Source organism: Vermiculatibacterium agrestimuris, from assembly GCF_943193085.1.
Taxonomy (GTDB): Bacteria; Bacillota; Clostridia; order Oscillospirales; family Oscillospiraceae; genus Vermiculatibacterium; species Vermiculatibacterium agrestimuris.
Window position 1 is genome coordinate 59358 of record NZ_CALPCU010000005.1, and the last position, 16370, is coordinate 75727.

19 protein-coding genes are annotated in these 16370 nt (G+C 59.1%); 3 read left to right on the plus strand and 16 right to left on the minus strand.

The genetic code is table 11. The features are described 5' to 3' along the window. Positions 1 to 88: 88 nt before the first annotated feature. Positions 89 to 703 (plus strand): lysoplasmalogenase family protein, encoded by a 615-nt coding sequence (locus NFR87_RS02845; protein WP_251446040.1) that lies wholly within the window; start codon positions 89 to 91, stop codon positions 701 to 703. Further along, on the plus strand, positions 700 to 1401 hold the full coding sequence (locus NFR87_RS02850; RefSeq protein WP_251446043.1) for a TIGR01906 family membrane protein: 702 nt from the start codon (positions 700 to 702) through the stop codon (positions 1399 to 1401). The genes NFR87_RS02845 and NFR87_RS02850 overlap by 4 nt, the downstream gene beginning before the upstream one ends. 71 nt (positions 1402 to 1472) lie before the next feature. Here the strand turns inward: NFR87_RS02850 and rnc are convergent, their stop codons facing one another. The 4 genes from rnc to NFR87_RS02870 all read right to left on the minus strand — a co-directional run bounded on the left by rnc (position 1473) and on the right by NFR87_RS02870 (position 3724). Next, positions 1473 to 2147, minus strand: coding sequence for a ribonuclease III (gene rnc / locus NFR87_RS02855; protein WP_251446046.1), 675 nt, complete (start codon positions 2145 to 2147; stop codon positions 1473 to 1475). Beyond that, positions 2147 to 2380: an acyl carrier protein gene (locus NFR87_RS02860; protein WP_251446049.1), complete on the minus strand. Its 234-nt coding sequence runs from the start codon at positions 2378 to 2380 to the stop codon at positions 2147 to 2149. The genes rnc and NFR87_RS02860 overlap by 1 nt, the downstream gene beginning before the upstream one ends. Before the next feature lie 76 nt (positions 2381 to 2456). Continuing rightward, positions 2457 to 3500, minus strand: coding sequence for a phosphate acyltransferase PlsX (gene plsX, locus NFR87_RS02865; protein WP_251446052.1), 1044 nt, complete (start codon positions 3498 to 3500; stop codon positions 2457 to 2459). Beyond that, positions 3497 to 3724, minus strand: a complete 228-nt coding sequence (locus NFR87_RS02870; protein WP_251446055.1) for a helix-turn-helix domain-containing protein — start codon at positions 3722 to 3724, stop codon at positions 3497 to 3499. The genes plsX and NFR87_RS02870 overlap by 4 nt, the downstream gene beginning before the upstream one ends. A gap of 67 nt (positions 3725 to 3791) precedes the next feature. Between NFR87_RS02870 and NFR87_RS02875 the strand changes: the two genes are divergently transcribed. Beyond that, on the plus strand, positions 3792 to 4034 hold the full coding sequence (locus NFR87_RS02875) for a hypothetical protein (protein WP_251446058.1): 243 nt from the start codon (positions 3792 to 3794) through the stop codon (positions 4032 to 4034). Here the strand turns inward: NFR87_RS02875 and trmFO are convergent. The 12 genes from trmFO to greA all read right to left on the minus strand — a co-directional run bounded on the left by trmFO (position 4020) and on the right by greA (position 16280). Continuing rightward, positions 4020 to 5327 (minus strand): methylenetetrahydrofolate--tRNA-(uracil(54)-C(5))-methyltransferase (FADH(2)-oxidizing) TrmFO, encoded by a 1308-nt coding sequence (gene trmFO, locus NFR87_RS02880; protein WP_251446061.1) that lies wholly within the window; start codon positions 5325 to 5327, stop codon positions 4020 to 4022. The two genes, NFR87_RS02875 and trmFO, sit on opposite strands and share 15 nt — an antisense overlap. A 35-nt stretch (positions 5328 to 5362) precedes the next feature. Further along, positions 5363 to 7639, minus strand: a complete 2277-nt coding sequence (topA, locus tag NFR87_RS02885; RefSeq protein WP_251446064.1) for a type I DNA topoisomerase — start codon at positions 7637 to 7639, stop codon at positions 5363 to 5365. A 23-nt stretch (positions 7640 to 7662) separates the two neighbouring features. After that, positions 7663 to 8904, minus strand: a complete 1242-nt coding sequence (gene dprA / locus NFR87_RS02890; protein WP_251446067.1) for a DNA-processing protein DprA — start codon at positions 8902 to 8904, stop codon at positions 7663 to 7665. Positions 8905 to 8968: 64 nt separating this feature from the next. Next, on the minus strand, positions 8969 to 9721 hold the full coding sequence (locus tag NFR87_RS02895) for a TrmH family RNA methyltransferase (protein ID WP_251446069.1): 753 nt from the start codon (positions 9719 to 9721) through the stop codon (positions 8969 to 8971). Continuing rightward, a complete protein-coding gene (locus NFR87_RS02900) occupies positions 9721 to 10380 on the minus strand; it encodes a potassium channel family protein (RefSeq protein ID WP_251446072.1) in 660 nt (219 codons plus the stop codon). Before NFR87_RS02900 ends, NFR87_RS02895 begins: the two co-directional genes overlap by 1 nt. Before the next feature lie 16 nt (positions 10381 to 10396). Continuing rightward, positions 10397 to 11779, minus strand: coding sequence for a TrkH family potassium uptake protein (locus NFR87_RS02905; protein WP_251446075.1), 1383 nt, complete (start codon positions 11777 to 11779; stop codon positions 10397 to 10399). A 407-nt stretch (positions 11780 to 12186) separates the two neighbouring features. Next, a complete protein-coding gene (locus tag NFR87_RS02910) occupies positions 12187 to 12393 on the minus strand; it encodes a type II toxin-antitoxin system HicB family antitoxin (RefSeq protein ID WP_251446078.1) in 207 nt (68 codons plus the stop codon). After that, on the minus strand, positions 12383 to 12646 hold the full coding sequence (locus tag NFR87_RS02915) for a type II toxin-antitoxin system HicA family toxin (protein ID WP_251446081.1): 264 nt from the start codon (positions 12644 to 12646) through the stop codon (positions 12383 to 12385). Before NFR87_RS02915 ends, NFR87_RS02910 begins: the two co-directional genes overlap by 11 nt. A gap of 37 nt (positions 12647 to 12683) precedes the next feature. Continuing rightward, complete coding sequence (locus NFR87_RS02920) at positions 12684 to 13493, minus strand: apolipoprotein A1/A4/E family protein (protein ID WP_251446084.1); 810 nt, start codon at positions 13491 to 13493, stop codon at positions 12684 to 12686. After that, positions 13493 to 13960, minus strand: a complete 468-nt coding sequence (locus tag NFR87_RS02925) for a Panacea domain-containing protein (protein ID WP_251446086.1) — start codon at positions 13958 to 13960, stop codon at positions 13493 to 13495. Before NFR87_RS02925 ends, NFR87_RS02920 begins: the two co-directional genes overlap by 1 nt. Positions 13961 to 14275: 315 nt before the next feature. After that, a complete protein-coding gene (gene lysS, locus NFR87_RS02930) occupies positions 14276 to 15772 on the minus strand; it encodes a lysine--tRNA ligase (protein WP_251446088.1) in 1497 nt (498 codons plus the stop codon). Between the two features lie 31 nt (positions 15773 to 15803). Beyond that, on the minus strand, positions 15804 to 16280 hold the full coding sequence (greA, locus tag NFR87_RS02935) for a transcription elongation factor GreA (RefSeq protein WP_251446090.1): 477 nt from the start codon (positions 16278 to 16280) through the stop codon (positions 15804 to 15806). Between the last annotated feature and the right edge of the window lie 90 nt (positions 16281 to 16370).

Consider the following 16370-nt stretch of genomic DNA (forward strand, 5'->3'; position numbering starts at 1 on the left):
CTCTTTCTCTTCGGAAAACCTCCACTTGCCCTTTGTCCTGTCAAGTGGTATCATAGAGGCAGAAATCCGGGCAAAAGGGGGCGAAGATATGGACTTTTACCGCAAAAAGGTCTTCCCCGCCCTGGCCGAGGGACTGTGGCTGGTCTTTCTCTTTCTGGATCTGACAAATATGGCGGACTCTACCTGGGTGAAATTCGCCGCCATCTGCCTGTGCTGCCTCACCGCCTTTTTGGGGTGCAAGACCGCCGACGGAAAGCTGGTGGCCCTGGCCCTGTGCTTCACCGTGGGAGCAGACTGGTTCCTCCTGGTGCGCAACGACCATTATGTCCTTGGCATCTGCCTGTTTCTTATTGTCCAGCTCCTCTACGGCTGGCGGCTGTGCCGTCTGGGGAGCGGGTCTCCCGCCCTGTTCCGGGCCCGGGTGGCCCTGTCCTGCCTTTTGGTGGGGTTTACCCTGTTCCCTCTCTGGTGCGCCGCGGTCTATTTTATCAACCTGTGCGTCAACGCCGCCCAGGCCCTTGCCCTGAAAAAGCGGATCTTTGCCTGGGGCCTATTGCTGTTCATCCTCTGTGATATCTGCGTGGGGGCCTATAACCTGGGCCTGTTCACCGCCTTTACCTGGTGGGGCTCCTGGCTGTTCTACCTGCCCTCCCAAGTCCTCATCGTCCTATCCCAAGAAACAGAAAGCGGGGATGCTCCATGAGAAAGCCCTCCAAGCTCCTCACCCTTTTCGCCGCCCTTATCACCGCTGTATTTTCCCTCACCGCCGCCGTGGCCCTGCCCATCCTGTGGCGGGGCTGGTACTACAGCCAGATCGCCTCCCTGCGCCTGGTGGAGCAGACCGGCTACTCCGAGGGGGTCATCCGGGGCGCCTTCGACGCCGTTATGGACTTCCTAGTGAAGGACGCTCCCTTCTCCACCGGGTCTCTTCTGTGGTCGGAGAGCGGCGCGGCCCACTTTGCCGACTGCAAAGTCCTCTTCCGCCTGGACTTTCTGGTTCTGGCCGTCAGCGGCGCCCTTCTTCTGCTCCTGGCCCTCATCGCCCTGTTCTCCACCGGCTTTCGGGAGAAGTTCGCCGCCTCTGCGCCCCTTTTGGCCCTTTGCCTCACCCTGCTCCTCTTCGCCGCCTTCGCCGTCTGGGCCCTCATGGACTTTGAGGGACTCTTCACCGCCTTCCATACCCTGTGCTTTCCCGGCAAGACCAACTGGATCTTTGACTGGCGCACTGACGAGATCATTCTCATCCTGCCCGAGCAGTTCTGGGCCCGCACCGCCGCACTGGTGGGCGTGGTTGCCGTGGCGCTGGAGGCCCTTCTGGCCCTGCTCCTGTCCTTCTTCCGCCGCCTTCTCACCCCCAAGAGCATCTACCAGCAGCTGCTCAAGCGCCGGAGCCGCCGCTGAAAAAGAGGCAAAAAATGCCGGGAACGTAATGTTCCCGGCATTTTTATTTCCCTGTTCGTCCGGCCCGGCGTTCAAGCCTCCCCGCCCAGCTTTTCCATGGCGGCTTTGGCGGCCATCTGCTCGGCCTCTTTTTTGCTGTGGCCCTCACCCTGGCCGACGCTCGCCCCGTTAAGGGTCACCTCCACGGTGAAACGCTTGGCGTGGTCGGGGCCGCTCTCTCCGGTCATGTGGTAGGCCAGCGCCTGACCACTGTGACGCTGTACCAGCTCCTGGAGAGCTGTTTTGTAGTCCCGGCTGGCGCTCTTTTCCCGCTCCTTGTCCAGAATGAACCGGCGGATGATCTTGGCGCACGCCTCCAGACCTCCGTCCAGATAGACTGCCGCCAGAATGGCCTCCACCGCGTCGGCCCGGATAGAGGGCCGCTCCCGGCCGCCGCCGGCGGCCTCTCCCCGGCCCAGCTTCAAATGCTCCCCCAGGGCCAGCCGGTCGGCCACCTCGGCCAGGCTCTCCTCACACACCAGGGCGGCCCGGGTGCGGGTCAGATCCCCCTCGGGCAGGTCGGGATGGGTCTGAAACAGATAGTCCGCCGTCACCATGCCCAGAATGGAATCTCCCAAAAACTCCAGCCGCTCGTTGCTCCCCATGGGGGAGTGGTTCTCGTTGGCGTAGGAGGAGTGGGTCAGGGCGTTTTCCAGCAGGGCCCGGTCATGGAAGGAGTAGCCCAGCTTGGCCTCCAGTGATTCCATCACTCGCCCAGCATATTCTGCAGGCAGTTCACCAGATCGCCCACAGTGTGGATGGCGCTCAGATCTTCCTCGCCCAGCTCCTCCACATTGAACTCCTCCTCCAGGCTCATGGAAAGCTCCACAATATCCACGGAATCGGCGCCCAGATCTTCAAAGCTGGTCTCCTCGGTGATCTCACTGGACTCCACGCCGAACTGCTCAGCGAGCAGCTTCACGACTTTTTCAAAAATCATACCATCGAACTTCCTTTCACGGTATTTCAATTCCCCTTGATAATAGGCAATATTCGCCACCCTGTCAAGGGGGAATTCAAATTTTTTCCTCCGCCGCGGCCGGCTTCGCCGGCAGCTTCATATACTCCATATTCTCCGTAATGCTCTCAATGATGCCGGAGGAGGCGAATTTTGCCGCCTGGGCAATGGCGTTTTTGATGGCGTAGCCGTCGGAGGAGCCGTGGGCCTTGATCACCGGCCTGGAGATGCCCAGCAGGGCGGTGCCCCCCACCTCACGGGAGTCCAGCAGTTTTTTGAAGTCCCGGATCCCGCCGGAGACCATCACTGCCGAGAGCTTGGTCAGGGCGTTTTTCTTGAACATCTTCTTCATCTCCCCGGACAGGTACAGGGCGGTGCCCTCCAGAGTCTTGAGAAAGATGTTCCCGGCGTAGCCGTCGCAGACGATCACGTCCACCGCCCCCAGCACGGCCTCCCGGGCCTCCACATTGCCCACGAAATGGATGCGGCCCTCGCTGTCCGCCTCCTTCAAAAGGGCGTAGGTCTCCCGCTGGAGGGCCGTGCCCTTGCTCTCCTCGGCCCCGATGTTCAAAAGGCCCACCCGGGGCTCCGGCTTGCCCAGGAAGTGCTCGGCATAATAGGAGCCCATGAAGGCGAACTGGAGCAGGTACTCCGGGGTGCACTCGGCGGTGGCTCCGGCGTCGATGAGGATGGCCCCGCCGGGAACGGGCAGCTTGGGAGCCAGGGCAGCCCGGCGGATGCCCCGGATGCGCTTGGTCACCAGGGTGGCCCCGGAGAGCAGGGCGCCGGTGGAGCCGGCGGAGACGAAGGCGTCCCCCTTGCCCTCCTTGAGCAGGTTCAGCCCCACCGTGAGGGAGGAGTCCTTCTTCTCCTTGAAGGCGGTGGCGGCGTTGTCCTCCATGTCCACCACCTGGTCGGCGTGGACGATCTCCACGCCGGGAGGGGGCTCGCTCAGGCCCAGCTCCTTGAGGATATCCATGATCTCATAGCCCCGGCCCACCAGGACGGTCTCTACCCCCAGCTCCCGGACGGCCTCGACGGCGCCCTCTACGTTACAGCGGGGGGCATTGTCCCCTCCCATGGCGTCTACAATGATCTTCATGGCGCTTCCCTCCTGTCACTCAGTCCCAGCAGATAATCGGCGGAGACGTGGTAATGCCGACAGATGATCGGCAGTCTTTCCAGAGTGGTCATCCGAGTGCCCTTTTCCATCTCGCTGATTTGGTTGATGCTCACACCCAACAGTTCCGCCAGCACCTTTTGCGGCTGGCCGGTCTCTTTACGAAGTTCCCGCATACGCTGAGCAAATATTTCTTTGGTGGTCATAGAAACCCCCTTGACTTTTCACCAATAAGATGATATTCTATTTTCATCTTATTAGTGAGGTGATGATGTGGATTTCCTGGAATTGATCTCTCAACTCCTGGCCCAATGCCTAGACGCCGCCATACAGACCGACAGGGATTACGCCCAGCTCCACCGCCGGGAGGGCCATCTGCTAAAGCAGCTCGCCGCCCTTACCAGCGAAGAGCTGGTGGATAAGCTGACAGAGGCCCAATTGGAGCGTATGGACGTAGACCGGACGTTTTCCTTCCTCTGCGGGCTTCGCCTGGGAACAGCCCTACTCGACCTGTAAGCTCCCTGCCAGGGCCTCCAAGGCCCGCTGGGCGATGAGGGCGTTCTTCTCCCGCTTGCCGCCCTTCACCCGCTCAGGCCAGGGGGGCATGATGCCGAAATTCACGTTCATAGGCTGGAAATTGGTAACGCTCTCGTTGGAGATGTACAGAGCCAGCGCCCCGATGGCGGTCTCGGCGGGGAAATCCACCGGGCTCTGCCCCTGGAGCCTTCTGGCCAGCTCGATGGCGCACAGGCACCCGCTGGCGGCCGACTCCACATATCCCTCCACCCCGGTGATCTGCCCGGCGAACATCACGTCGGGGGCCTCTATCACCTGGTAATAGCGGTTCAAAAAGCCGGGGGACTTCAAATAGGTGTTGCGGTGCATGACCCCGTAGCGGAGAAACTCCGCGTTTTTCAGGGCGGGGATCATGGAGAACACCCGCCTCTGCTCCGGCCATTTCAGGTGTGTCTGGAAGCCCACCAGGTTGTAGACGCTGCCCTGGGCGTTGTCCTTGCGCAGCTGCACCACCGCGTAAGGCGTCTGGCCCGTTTTGGGATCCCGGAGGCCCTTGGGCTTCAGGGGCCCGTAGCGCAGGGTGTCCTCCCCCCGCCGGGCCATGACCTCCACGGGCATACAGCCCTCGAAGACCCCGGCGTCCTCAAAGCCGTGGACTTCCGCCTCCTGGGCCGTGCGCAGCTCCTGCCAGAAGGCCAGATACTCCTCCTGGGAGAGGGCGCAGTTTACATAATCCGGATCCCCTTTGTCGTAACGGGAGGCGAACCAAGCCTTGTCCATGTCGATGCTCTCAAAGCTTACCAGGGGCGCGGCGGCGTCATAGAAGCTGAGGGTGGCGCTGTGGGGGAACCGGGCCCGGATGGCCGCGACCAGGCCGTCGGAGGCCAAAGGCCCGGCGGCCACGATAACGGGGCCGTCGGGAAGGGTGGCCACCTCCCCCTCCACCACAGTAATGAGGGGGTGGCTTCTTATTGTTTCGGTGACGGCGGCGGAGAAGCCATGGCGGTCTACCGCCAGCGCGGCCCCCGCCTCCACCCGGTGGGCGTCGGCGCAGGAGAGAATGACGCTTTGAAGCCGCCGCAGCTCCTCCTTGAGAAGGCCCACGGCGTTTTCCAGCTGGTCGGAGCGCAGAGAGTTGGAGCACACCAGCTCGGCAAAATCCGGGCTTTGGTGGGCCGGGGTGGTCTTTTGCGGCTTCATCTCCTGCAGCTTCACGGGGACGCCCCGCTTTGCCAGCTGCCAGGCCGCCTCGCACCCGGCAAGGCCTGCGCCGATGACGGTGACAGGCTCCATAGCCGCATCCCCCTTTCTCTGCCCCTCTGGAGGGCTTATTTCTTCGCCGTCTTTTTGGCGGCGGTCTTCTTTGCCGTGGTCTTTTTGGCGGCGGTCTTTTTCGCCGCCGTCTTCTTTGTAGCGGTCTTCTTGGCGGCGGTCTTCTCCCCGTCTTCCTTCTTCTTGTAGTAGCCCCGCTTGTCCTCAGGCAGGAAGCTGGGACAGGCCTCGTTGATGCAGAAGGGCTTCCGGGCGCCCCGGCCGGAGAGCTTGAACATGGTGTGTCCGCAGGAGGGACAGGTCTGCTCCACGGGCACGTCAAAGGTCATGAACTCGCACTTTTCGTGGGGGTTGCCCTCCCGGATGATATTGTACTCACAGCCGTAGTAGGTGTACTGCTTGCCGGTGCGGCGGCTCTTGCCGGTGCGCTTCATCAGCCGGCCGCCGCAGCGGGGACACTTCCCGGGCATCTGCTCCACAATGGGCTGGGTGTAGGTGCACTCAGGGAAGCCGGGGCAGGCCAGGAACCGGCCAAACCGGCCGGACTTATATACCAGGTGCCGTCCACACACGGGGCAGACCTCCTCGGAGACCTCGTCCGGCACCTTGATACGCTCGCCCACATCGCTCTCCGCCTTCTCCAGCTCCTTGGAAAAGTCACTGTAGAAGTCCTTCATCAGATCCTTCCACTTCTCCTTGCCCCGCTCCACCTCGTCCAGCTTCTCCTCCATCTGGGCGGTGAAATCATAGTCCACGATATCGGGGAATTTATCCCGCATGACCATATTCACCGTCTCCCCCAGGGGGGTGGAGCGCAGGTACTTGCCCTCCTTGACCACATACTCCCGCCCCTCAATGGTGGAGATGGTGGGGGCGTAGGTGGAGGGCCGGCCGATGCCCTTTTCCTCCAGGGCCTTGATCAGGGTGGCCTCAGTGTAGCGGGCGGGGGGCTGGGTGAAGTGCTGCTGGGGCTTGAGGCCCTTCAGCTCCAGACCCTCCCCCTCCTTCAAATCGGGCAGGGGGGACTGGGCCGCCTCCTCGTCCTCATCCTTACCCTCCACATAGACCGCGGTGTAGCCGGCAAACTTGAGGGCGGTATGGGTGGCCCGGAAGCGGTAATTGGCGCTGTCGGCCTCGATGGTGACGCTGTCATAGACGGCAGAGGACATCTGGCAGGCCACAAAGCGGCCCCAGATGAGCTTATAGAGCCGGTACTGCTCCTGGGAAAGATCCTTTTTGATCTCCTCCGGAACCAGGCGGACGTTGGAGGGCCGGATGGCCTCGTGGGCGTCCTGGGCTCCTGCCTTGGCCTTATAGACCCGGGCCTTGCCGGGATAGTACTCCTTGCCGTAGCGGCCCAGAATGAAGTCCTTGGCCGCGGCGGTAGCCTCATCGGAAAGGCGCAGGGAGTCGGTACGCATATAGGTGATAAGACCCACGGTGCCCTCGCCGGTGATGTCCACGCCCTCGTAGAGCTGCTGGGCCACCGCCATGGCACGGCGGGGAGACATGCCCAGCTTGCGGCTGGCCTCCTGCTGAAGGGTGGAGGTGGTGAAGGGGGGCGCGGGGTTGCGCTGCTTCTCCTGCCGCTTGACCCCGGCCACGGTGAAGGGGGCGGTCTTCACCGCCTCCATGACAGCATTGACCTCCGCCTCGCTGTGGAGCTCCTGGCGTTTATCGGCGCCGTAAAAGGCGGCGGTAAACCGGCCCAGGTTGGGGCGGATGCGCTCCAGATCGGCGTCCAGAGACCAGTACTCCTCACTCTGGAAGTTCCGGATCTCCTCCTCCCGCTCACAGACCAGGCGGGTGGCCACCGACTGCACACGGCCGGCGGACAGGCCCCGGCGGATCTTCTTCCACAGAAAGGGGGAGATCTGATAGCCCACCACGCGGTCGAGCACCCTTCTCGCCTGCTGGGCATCCACCAAGTCCATATCGATCTGGCGGGGCCGGGCGATGGACTCATTGACCACCTTCTTGGTGATCTCGTTGAAGGTGACCCGGTAGGTGCTCTCGTCAGGCAGCCCCAAAAGCTCCTTGAGATGCCAGGAGATGGCCTCCCCCTCCCGGTCAGGGTCGGTGGCCAGGTAGACCTTCTCGCTGCGCTTGGCCGAGCGCTTCAGGTCGGCGATCACGTCCTCTTTCCCCGCGATGGGCTGGTAGTCCACGGCAAAGTCCCGCTGCACGTCCACGCTCATCTTGCTCTTGGGGAGATCCCGAACGTGGCCCATGGAGGCTTTGACCTCATAGCCGGGGCCCAGATATTTGGTGATCGTCTTTGCCTTGGCCGGTGATTCCACGATCACCAGTGCCTCATTTTTCTTAACTGCCACGTTATCACTCCACTGATGTTAATTTATTCGGTCAATATCACCTTGGCGAAGAACCGCTTCCCCGGCCGCTCCTCCACCAGCTCCCGGAGCTGGAGCATGGTCAGGGCGGAGAGCACCCGGCGGGCCGGGAGCTGGGCGGCCTCAGACACCTCGTCCGCTGTCAGCGCCTTTTGGGCGATGGCGAGAAGGATGTCCCGCTCGTCGTCGGTGAATGCCTCAGGGTCATCTGATAAAGAAATATATGCCCGACTGGGGGTCTTGTCAACCTCTTTTTCCTCTTTTTCCTTTCCCCTCCGCTCCTTTTGGGGGCTGTATCCCTCCGTCGGAAGGCCGTCCAGCCGCGCCTGGATCTCTTCCTCCTCCAAGGGCTCCGGAAGGGCCTCCCGGTTGGGGAGCATGGCGGAAAACTCCGTCAGGATGTCGGCCGCCGAGAGCACCAGCTTGGCCTCTCCCGCCTGGATGAGCTTGTTGCATCCCAGGCTGGCGGTGGCGCCCACCGGGCCGGGAAAGGCAAAGACCTCCCGGTTCTGCTCCAAAGCCAGCCTGGCGGTGATGATAGCGCCGCTGGGAAGGCCCGCCTCCACCACGGCAACGCCCATGGAAAGGCCGCTCAAAATACGGTTGCGGACAGGGAAATGATGGCTGGCGGGCTCAGTGCCGGGCGGGTATTCACTCACCAGCGTCCCCGCGGCGGCCACGTCCTCATAGAGCCAGCGGTGGTCTTTGGGATAGACCACGTCGATGCCGTTGCCCAATACACTGACGATGTTCCCGCCGCCCTTCAGCGCGCCCCGGATGCCCGCGGCGTCGATACCCTGCGCCATGCCGGAGACCAGAGTCACGCTCCGGCGGGCCAGCTCCAGTCCCAGCCGGGTGGCCAGATCTACGCCGTAGGGCGTACAGCGCCGGGTGCCTACCACACCCACAGTGAGCTTGTCGTCCACATGGAGGGGCTTGCCTTTCCAGTAGAGCACCACCGGCGGATCCGCCAGCTGCGCCAGCCGCTCCGGATAGTCGGCGTCCTGGAGGGTCATGATCTGGATCCCCAGCGCCTCGCAGTCGGCCAGGATCCTCTCCGCCCCATCCAGCTTCTTATCCAGCAGCGTGGCCTTCTTCCCCTGGGACAGACCCAGCAGATCGTACTCCTCCTCCGGAGCAAAGTAGAGCGCCTCCGGGGTTCCGAAGTAGGACAAAAGAGCTCCCACCTCACCGGGCCGAAGTCCCTTGCGGGTGGTGAGCCAGAGGAAATATTTCAGATTGGCCATAGTCCCACCTCTTTTTCTCTCGGTGTGTGGTATGGTCACGTTTTGCGCAAACGGTCTCCAGGCCTTACCGCCGGCCCTCCCAGAGGACGACGGCGGCGGCCACGGCGGCGTTGAGAGATTCGCACTTTTCCTCCATGGGGATCTTCAGGGTCTTTTCCGCCAGGGAGAGCATCTCCTCTGAGACGCCCCTCCCCTCACTGCCGATGACCACGGCGGCGCAAGAGAGATCCGTCAGGCGTACATCCTCCGTGTCCCGGCGCAGGGCGGTGGCATAGAGCGGAATACCGAAGCTGTCCAGCAGCGCCTTCACCGCCTGGGGCTCCCCCCGCCATAGGGGCAGGCGGAAGCAGGCCCCCATGGTGGCCCGGACAGTCTTGGGGCCGAAGGGGTCGGCACAAGGGCCGGTCAGGATGAGCCCCGCCGCCCCAAAAGCGTCGGCGGTGCGCCAGATGGTGCCCAGGTTGCCGGGATCCTGCACCCCGTCCAGCACCAGATAGCGGCCGGGGGAGAGCTTGTCCGGCAGAGCGGTGTCAGGCAGGGGGCAGGTAAAGAGCACCCCCTGGGGGCTCTGGGTGTCCGCCAGGGTTTTGAGCACATCGGCGGGGGTCTCCACCCGCCGGAGCCCCTCCAGGACGGGCAGGGGCGTTCCCGGGGCAGAGACCACGGTCTCTGGCTGTGCCCCCCATTTCAGCGCCTCCCGGAGGAGCTTGGGCCCCTCGCAGAGGAAGAGGCCCTGCTGGCGGCGGAAGGAAGGATCGCCGCTCAGCTTGCGTATCTTCTGAAACAGCGGGTTCTGACGGCTGGTGATGGTCTCCATCAATCCACCTCGTGGAGCAGGTTGATGTCTTCGCTCCGGCCCAGGGCCACCACATTGTCCCCCTGCTCCAGCCGGTAGTCGGCGCCGGGGGCCACGTTCAACGGCCCGCCCTGCCCCGACCTGCACACGGCGATGAGGTTCACATGGAAGGCGTTGCGCACATCCAGCTCCCGGATGGTCTTGCCCCGCCAGGACTTGGGAACGGCCAGCTCCAAAATACTGTAGTCGTCGGAGACCTCAATAAAATTGAGCACGTTGGAGGAGCTGAGACCCTGGGCCAGCTTGGTGCCCATCTCATGCTCCGGAAAGACCACCCGGTCGGCCCCGATCTTCTCCAGTACCTTCCGGTGGACGTGGCTGCGGGCCTTACAGATGACCCGCTTCATGCCCAGCTCCTTCAGATTGAGCGTAATGAGGGCGGAACTGCCCACGTCACTGCCCAGGCCCACGATGGCGCAGTCATAGTTGCGCACCCCCAGGGCCCGAAGAACGGCGGGATCCCGGGCGTCGGCGGTGACGGCGTGGGTCACCTGGTCGGCGATGGACTGCACGTTCTCCTCCCGGGCGTCGATGGCCAGCACCTCATGCCCCAGGGCGGACAGCTCCGCAGCCACCGCGGTGCCGAACCGGCCCAGGCCGATAACGACAAATGTTTTCATCCTCGTATCGCTCCTTTCATCCAACCATGATGTTGAACTCGGGATATTTGATGTCCAGGCCGTCCCTGCGGCGGATCAGGAAGGCGATGGAGACGGACAGCACCCCCACTCTTCCGGTATACATGAGCACGATGAGCAAAAGCTGCGCCGGCCGGGCCAGGGTGGGGGTAAGCCCCGCCGTGAGCCCCACGGTGCCCAGGGCCGACGCCGTCTCAAAGGCGGCGTGGAGGAAGGTGGTCTGGTGGGTCAGGGAGATGAGCATGGAGCCGGTGACAAAGAGGAAGAGCACCATCAGGAAAAGGGTCACCGCATTCATGCACCGCCGCACCGGAAGGGAGCGGCCCCGGAAGACGATGCTCTCCCGGCCCCGAAGGCTGGTAAAGAGCACCATAAAGAGCACCCACACCGTCACCGTCTTCAAGCCGCCGGCGGTGGAGCCGGAGGAGCCGCCGATGAGCATGAGGATACAGCTCATCACGGTGGCGTTATCCGTCATGGCCCCCTGGTCGATGACATTGAAGCCCGCCGTGCGCAGGGTCACAGACTGGAAAAAGGCGTTGAGCCACTTCTCCCCCGTGTCCATGCCCCCCAAGGTGGCGGGGTTGCCCCCCTCGGCGGCCAGGAAGAACAGGGTGCCGCCGGCCAGGAGGAAGGCCGTGATGCCCAGCACCAGCTTGCTGTACAGGGTCAGCTTTTTCCAGCGGCGGTGATTCAAAATATCCTCCCAGACGAAAAAGCCCAGACCGCCGATGATGACCAGGGCCGAGGTGGTAAGAAGGATCAGCGGGTCGTCCTGAAAGGCCGCCAGGCTGGAAAAGGGCCCGGTGTCCGCGCCCTGGAGGTCAAAGCCCGCATTGCAAAAGGCGGAGACCGCGTGGAACAAAGCGTGCCAGAGGCCCCGGAAAAATCCATACCGGGGGATCATCCGAATGGACAAAAGGACAGTTCCCATAAGCTCGAAAAACGCAGTGCCCATCAGGGCGTGGCGCACCACACGCACCACCCCGTCCAAATCGTTCAGGTTCAGGGTGGAGACCATGAGAAGCCGCTCAGAAAGGCCGATACGCCGGTGGGCCCAGAGGGACACCAGGGTCATCACCGTCATAAAGCCCAGGCCACCCAGCTGAATGAGCAGCAGGATCACCGCCTGGCCGAAGGGCGACCAGGTCAGGGCGGTATCTGCCACCACCAGTCCAGTGACGCAGGTGGCAGAGGTGGCAGTGAAAAGCCCGGCAAAAAGGCCCTGGCTCTCTCCGTTTCTGGCGGATACCGGCAGCGCCAGGAGAAGGGCGCCCACCAAAATAAGCGCCCCAAAGGACAGCGCCACCAGCCGGGTGGAGTTGAGCCGGCGGGAGCGGATAAAATGATTTTGGATAAAGCGGCCCAGCCGTTCTGACACAGCTTTGCCCCCCTTCCGAAAGCTTCATGACGCAAACGGCATACCGACGGTGAAAACCGCCGGTATGCCTGTGGAGATCCTGATTAAAGGGGCTTCATGGTGGGGACGAGTGCCAGAGGTTTTTGACCCCTTCCGTCCCTCTTCGTCACACGATGAAAACACTGGTAATCCTGGTTTCCTGCTTTTGTCATGTGTTGTCACGCTCCATCCTGTCACGGTCAAATGTGGTAAAATCTGTGGTACTAACTCGTGGGTTCAGAATGAATATCTTTGCAGCAGCATCCAGCGGCATACCTTAACTATAATATACTGTAAGTATGGCTTTGTCAAATCAGTTTTTGTTTTCTATCTCTCAAAAGAAAAGGCACTCGGCAAATTATTTTACCAAGTGCCTCTCTTTCCCATTATTATGCGTACCGCAAACGCCCCTTCGGCTCCGGGATCTCCCGGCCAAGCTCCTGAGCGGTTTCAATCCACTCTTTAACAATCTGCTCCACATTGTGAAGAGCATCCTTGGCCGTGGCACCATCCGCCATACACCCGGCCAACTCCGGCACTTCGGCAATATAGGCGTTGTCATCCTCGCTCCAATAAAGAATGATCTCATACTTCATGAATCGTCCCTCCCATTCGATATTTTAGAATGATCTGCCTCACCTGCTTCACCTGATAAGGCTTTGCCATCTTCCCTACAGGCTGGATGTTGATGATCTCCTCGATACCATCTTTAGTATAGATAAAGTGGTCGCCTTTGATGCGGCACTGAAAACCCAATCGGTCCAGTACGCTTTGAAGCTCGGAGAATGAAATGTTTTTGTCCTGCGTACCACTCAGGATAGCAAACATCAATTTTTCCTGCTGGCTCATTTTCTTCTTCCTTCAGCAAAACACGATTTGTAAATCGCTATGCTCGCATAGCAATTATACATAAAATTGTACAAAAGAATACACCCATTATATTGAACCAAAAGATATAAGGATATTTTTTATGCAACCGGCCAAAATTTGTGCGGCACGATTTGCAGTCAGCGCAATTTCGTTTTTTACAATTTACAGAGATACTTCTTCCTGAAATTTTAGACACGCAGTACAATAAAAGGAAAATAATATTATATAAGAACAAGAAAGAAAAGCCTATAAAAAATGTTATTTTAAATATCGAAATATCCGATAAATCTTTTAGTCCGGAAGAAACAAACTGTGTTACTCCTGCAAATGCAACAACCAAGCCAGCAAAAATGCCAAGTATTGTAATACTTTGATTCTGATAACCCTCAATTCGCTCCTTTAGGTCTTCCGCCCTTTTCTCTGTCTCTTGCAACTTCCCATCTGCATCAGAAAGTTCTTTAGTGGCCATTCTTCCTATATATTCTACTTTGTCAATTCGACCTATCCTTATGCATTCCAAATCGACATGATCACATAACTTAAGTACCCGATTATTTATATCCTGACTCTTATTTAAATCCAACACAGCCTTTTGCAATGTGTGAACATGCTCTGCAAGGGCATCTCGCTGATCCGGACTATATTGTTCTAAAACTTTAGAAATTTCTGCGTAAGAATGTCTAAAGGAATTATCTGAATATACATCACATAATTCCTTAGTATATTCTTCAAGCATATCCTGATTTAACTCTATTGAATCAACAAGTTGATTAAAGAGCTTTTCAATTCTCTCCTGACGTGAAAGCACATCCTCTATTGTTGCCATCAATTTGTATCCTCAATTCCTAAAGGATCATTGGCGTAAAAATAATGTGCAATTGTCCTTACCGAAATTATTTCGCGATCGTCTACACTTTTCCACGGGTATTCACTATGTGTCTTACTTACCAATTCTGTCGAAGTAAGGTCATAAGTATATTTTGCCACAATATCTATTATGGATCTAAATAAAGGATCTCGGTCTATACGCATTAAAGATTTCTGCAGTTCACTCCCAGTTGGTTCCCGAAGCGGCGCCGCCCCTGCATCGTTATAGGCGAAATACGCCTCTGCTACAACTGGCCCGTAGGGCCACTTATATATAGCCTCTGGAAACATAATTTCATTGCACCGCTTCAGAGTATATCCTTGAACATAATAAAGCACTTTCTGGAGCTTTAAATTTGTAATTGTTTTCCCGCTTTTCCAATAGTTCGATATTATATACTTAGAAACATCCAGCACACCATTCATCGCCCTACCCCCTTTTAATTATATTATACGGACTTTTTTTATTTCTGTCAATGCAACTAAAGAAAGTGTGGCGCAGAATAAATCTGTGCCACACTCTATTGTCTCTTTATCGCTCAAAAATACACCCAAATCAACTTCTGGTTTTATTTTTCAGTTTTGTAAGTCTTGGTGCAAATATACATTTTGCTTGAATATTATCCAGTTTTTATTCATTCCCACTTATCCCACTTTTCGGCAAATGTGGTAAAAGTGTGGTATTAACTCATTTCCCAATCCCCGAAACCATTGAAAAGACTGGGCTGCAAGACTTTGAAATCAGAGGGGCTTCATGGTGGGGAAAAGGATCACGTCCCGGATGGTGTCCGCCCCGGTGAGGAGCATGACGCAGCGGTCGATACCGATGCCCAGGCCGCCCGTGGGGGGCAGTCCGTACTCCAGAGCGGTGAGGAAGTCCTCGTCCATCATGCCGGCCTCGTCGTCTCCCTTGTCCCGGGCCTCCACCTCTTTCTGGAAGCGGGCGCGCTGGTCGATGGGATCGTTGAGCTCGGAGAAAGCGTTGCCCATTTCACTGTGGCAGATGAAAAGCTCAAACCGCTCGGTGAGCCGCGGATCCTTGGGGGATCGCTTGGCCAGAGGGGAGACGTCCACCGGGTGCATAGTAATAAAGGTGGGCTGGATCAGCTTCTCCTCCACCCGCTGGTCGAAGCACTCGTAAAGGGCGTTGCCCCAGGTGGGCTCTTTTGTCCCGGGCAGCTCTACCCCAATGCTCTTGGCGGCCTTAACGGCCTCCTCATCGGAGTTGATGGCCATAAAGTCGATCCCGCAGTATTTCTTCACCGCCTCGTGCATAGGCATACGGGGCCAACCGGGGGTCAGGTTCACCTTCTCCCCCAGCCACTCCAGCTCATAGGTGCCGAGGAGCTTCTGCGCCGCTGAAGACAGCAGCTCCTCAAACAGATCCATCATATCGTTAAAATCGGCATAGGCCTGGTAAAGCTCGATGGTGGTAAACTCCGGGTTGTGCTTGGGATCCATTCCCTCGTTGCGGAAGATGCGGCCGATCTCATAGACCCGATCCATGCCGCCCACAATGAGCCGCTTCAGGGGAAGCTCGGTGGCGATGCGCATGAACATGTCCAAATCCAGGGTGTTGTGATGGGTGACAAAGGGCCGGGCGGTGGCGCCGCCCTGGATGGTGTTCAGAACCGGGGTCTCCACTTCCACAAAGCCTCTTGCGTCCATGAAGTCCCGCACATGCTTGATAAACTGGCTGCGGATGAGGAAGTCCCGCTTGACCTCCGGGTTCATGATGAGATCCACATACCGCTGGCGGTAGCGCAGCTCCTTGTCCTGCAGGCCGTGGAACTTCTCCGGCAGAGGCAGCAGAGACTTGGAGAGGAGCTTGATGTCCCTGGCCCGGACGCTCATCTCCCCCCGCTGGGTGCGGAAGACCTCGCCGGTGACGCCCACGATATCGCCGATGTCAAACTTCTTGAACTTCTTGTAGACCGCCTCATCCATCTCATCCTGGCGGGCGTAGAGCTGAATGCGGCCGTCCCGATCCTGAAGATCGCAGAAGCTGACCTTGCCCATGCCCCGCTTGCTCATGAGCCGGCCCGCCACCTTGACAGGTTTGCCCTCCATGGCGTCAAAGTTGTCCTTGATCTGCTGGCTGGTGGCGTCCCACTCAAACCGGGTCTCCTGGAAGGGATCCTCCCCCGCGGCCTGCAGGTCGGTGAGCTTCTCCCGGCGCAGGCGCAGCAGCTCGGAAAGCTCGGGCTGGGGGGCGTTGTTCTTATCTTGCTCTGCCATGATGTTCTCTCCTAACGGGAGTGGAGCTCCCTTATTTCTTTTGAATATCCAGCACCTTGTAGCGCAGCACCCCCATGGGGGCCTCTACCTCCACCTCGTCGCCCACGACCTTACCCAGCAAAGCCTTGCCGAAGGGGGAATCCTCCGAGATGCGGCCCTCCATGGGATCGGCCTCCTGGGAGCCTACGATGTGATAGGTCTGCTCCTCCTGGAACTCCTCGTCCAGCACCTTGACCAGGCTGCCCAGGCTCACCGCATTGGCGTCAAATTCCTGGTGGTCGATGATCACATAGTTGGCCAGTACGGCCTCCACCTCCGCAATGCGGGAGTAGAGCTTGCCCTGCTCGTTCTTGGCCTCGTCATACTCGCTGTTCTCGCTCAGATCGCCGAAGGAGCGGGCCTCCTTGATCTGCTCGGCCACCTCCCGCTCCCGGACGGTCTTGAGATAAGTCAGTTCATCCTGAAGCTCCTTGAGCCGCTGGGGCGTGAGTTTGTATTGCTTCGCCATGATGTCTGTGTCACCTTTCATTCTTGTACTATTTTCACGGAAAACGCGGGTTCTGGCCAGCGCCATACTTCCGCGTTCCCTACATTATTG

Bases quoted from the DNA above. Each gene is read 5' to 3' on its own strand.
- NFR87_RS02845 (WP_251446040.1), top strand. From the start codon at position 89: ATGGACTTTTACCGCAAAAAGGTCTTCCCCGCCCTGGCCGAGGGACTG.
- NFR87_RS02850 (WP_251446043.1), top strand. From the start codon at position 700: ATGAGAAAGCCCTCCAAGCTCCTCACCCTTTTCGCCGCCCTTATCACC.
- rnc (WP_251446046.1), bottom strand. From the start codon at position 2,147: ATGGAATCACTGGAGGCCAAGCTGGGCTACTCCTTCCATGACCGGGCC.
- NFR87_RS02860 (WP_251446049.1), bottom strand. From the start codon at position 2,380: ATGATTTTTGAAAAAGTCGTGAAGCTGCTCGCTGAGCAGTTCGGCGTG.
- plsX (WP_251446052.1), bottom strand. From the start codon at position 3,500: ATGAAGATCATTGTAGACGCCATGGGAGGGGACAATGCCCCCCGCTGT.
- NFR87_RS02870 (WP_251446055.1), bottom strand. From the start codon at position 3,724: ATGACCACCAAAGAAATATTTGCTCAGCGTATGCGGGAACTTCGTAAA.
- trmFO (WP_251446061.1), bottom strand. From the start codon at position 5,327: ATGGAGCCTGTCACCGTCATCGGCGCAGGCCTTGCCGGGTGCGAGGCG.
- dprA (WP_251446067.1), bottom strand. From the start codon at position 8,904: ATGGCCAATCTGAAATATTTCCTCTGGCTCACCACCCGCAAGGGACTT.
- NFR87_RS02895 (WP_251446069.1), bottom strand. From the start codon at position 9,721: ATGGAGACCATCACCAGCCGTCAGAACCCGCTGTTTCAGAAGATACGC.
- NFR87_RS02900 (WP_251446072.1), bottom strand. From the start codon at position 10,380: ATGAAAACATTTGTCGTTATCGGCCTGGGCCGGTTCGGCACCGCGGTG.
- NFR87_RS02910 (WP_251446078.1), bottom strand. From the start codon at position 12,393: ATGAAGTATGAGATCATTCTTTATTGGAGCGAGGATGACAACGCCTAT.
- NFR87_RS02915 (WP_251446081.1), bottom strand. From the start codon at position 12,646: ATGAGCCAGCAGGAAAAATTGATGTTTGCTATCCTGAGTGGTACGCAG.
- NFR87_RS02920 (WP_251446084.1), bottom strand. From the start codon at position 13,493: ATGGCAACAATAGAGGATGTGCTTTCACGTCAGGAGAGAATTGAAAAG.
- NFR87_RS02925 (WP_251446086.1), bottom strand. From the start codon at position 13,960: ATGAATGGTGTGCTGGATGTTTCTAAGTATATAATATCGAACTATTGG.
- lysS (WP_251446088.1), bottom strand. From the start codon at position 15,772: ATGGCAGAGCAAGATAAGAACAACGCCCCCCAGCCCGAGCTTTCCGAG.
- greA (WP_251446090.1), bottom strand. From the start codon at position 16,280: ATGGCGAAGCAATACAAACTCACGCCCCAGCGGCTCAAGGAGCTTCAG.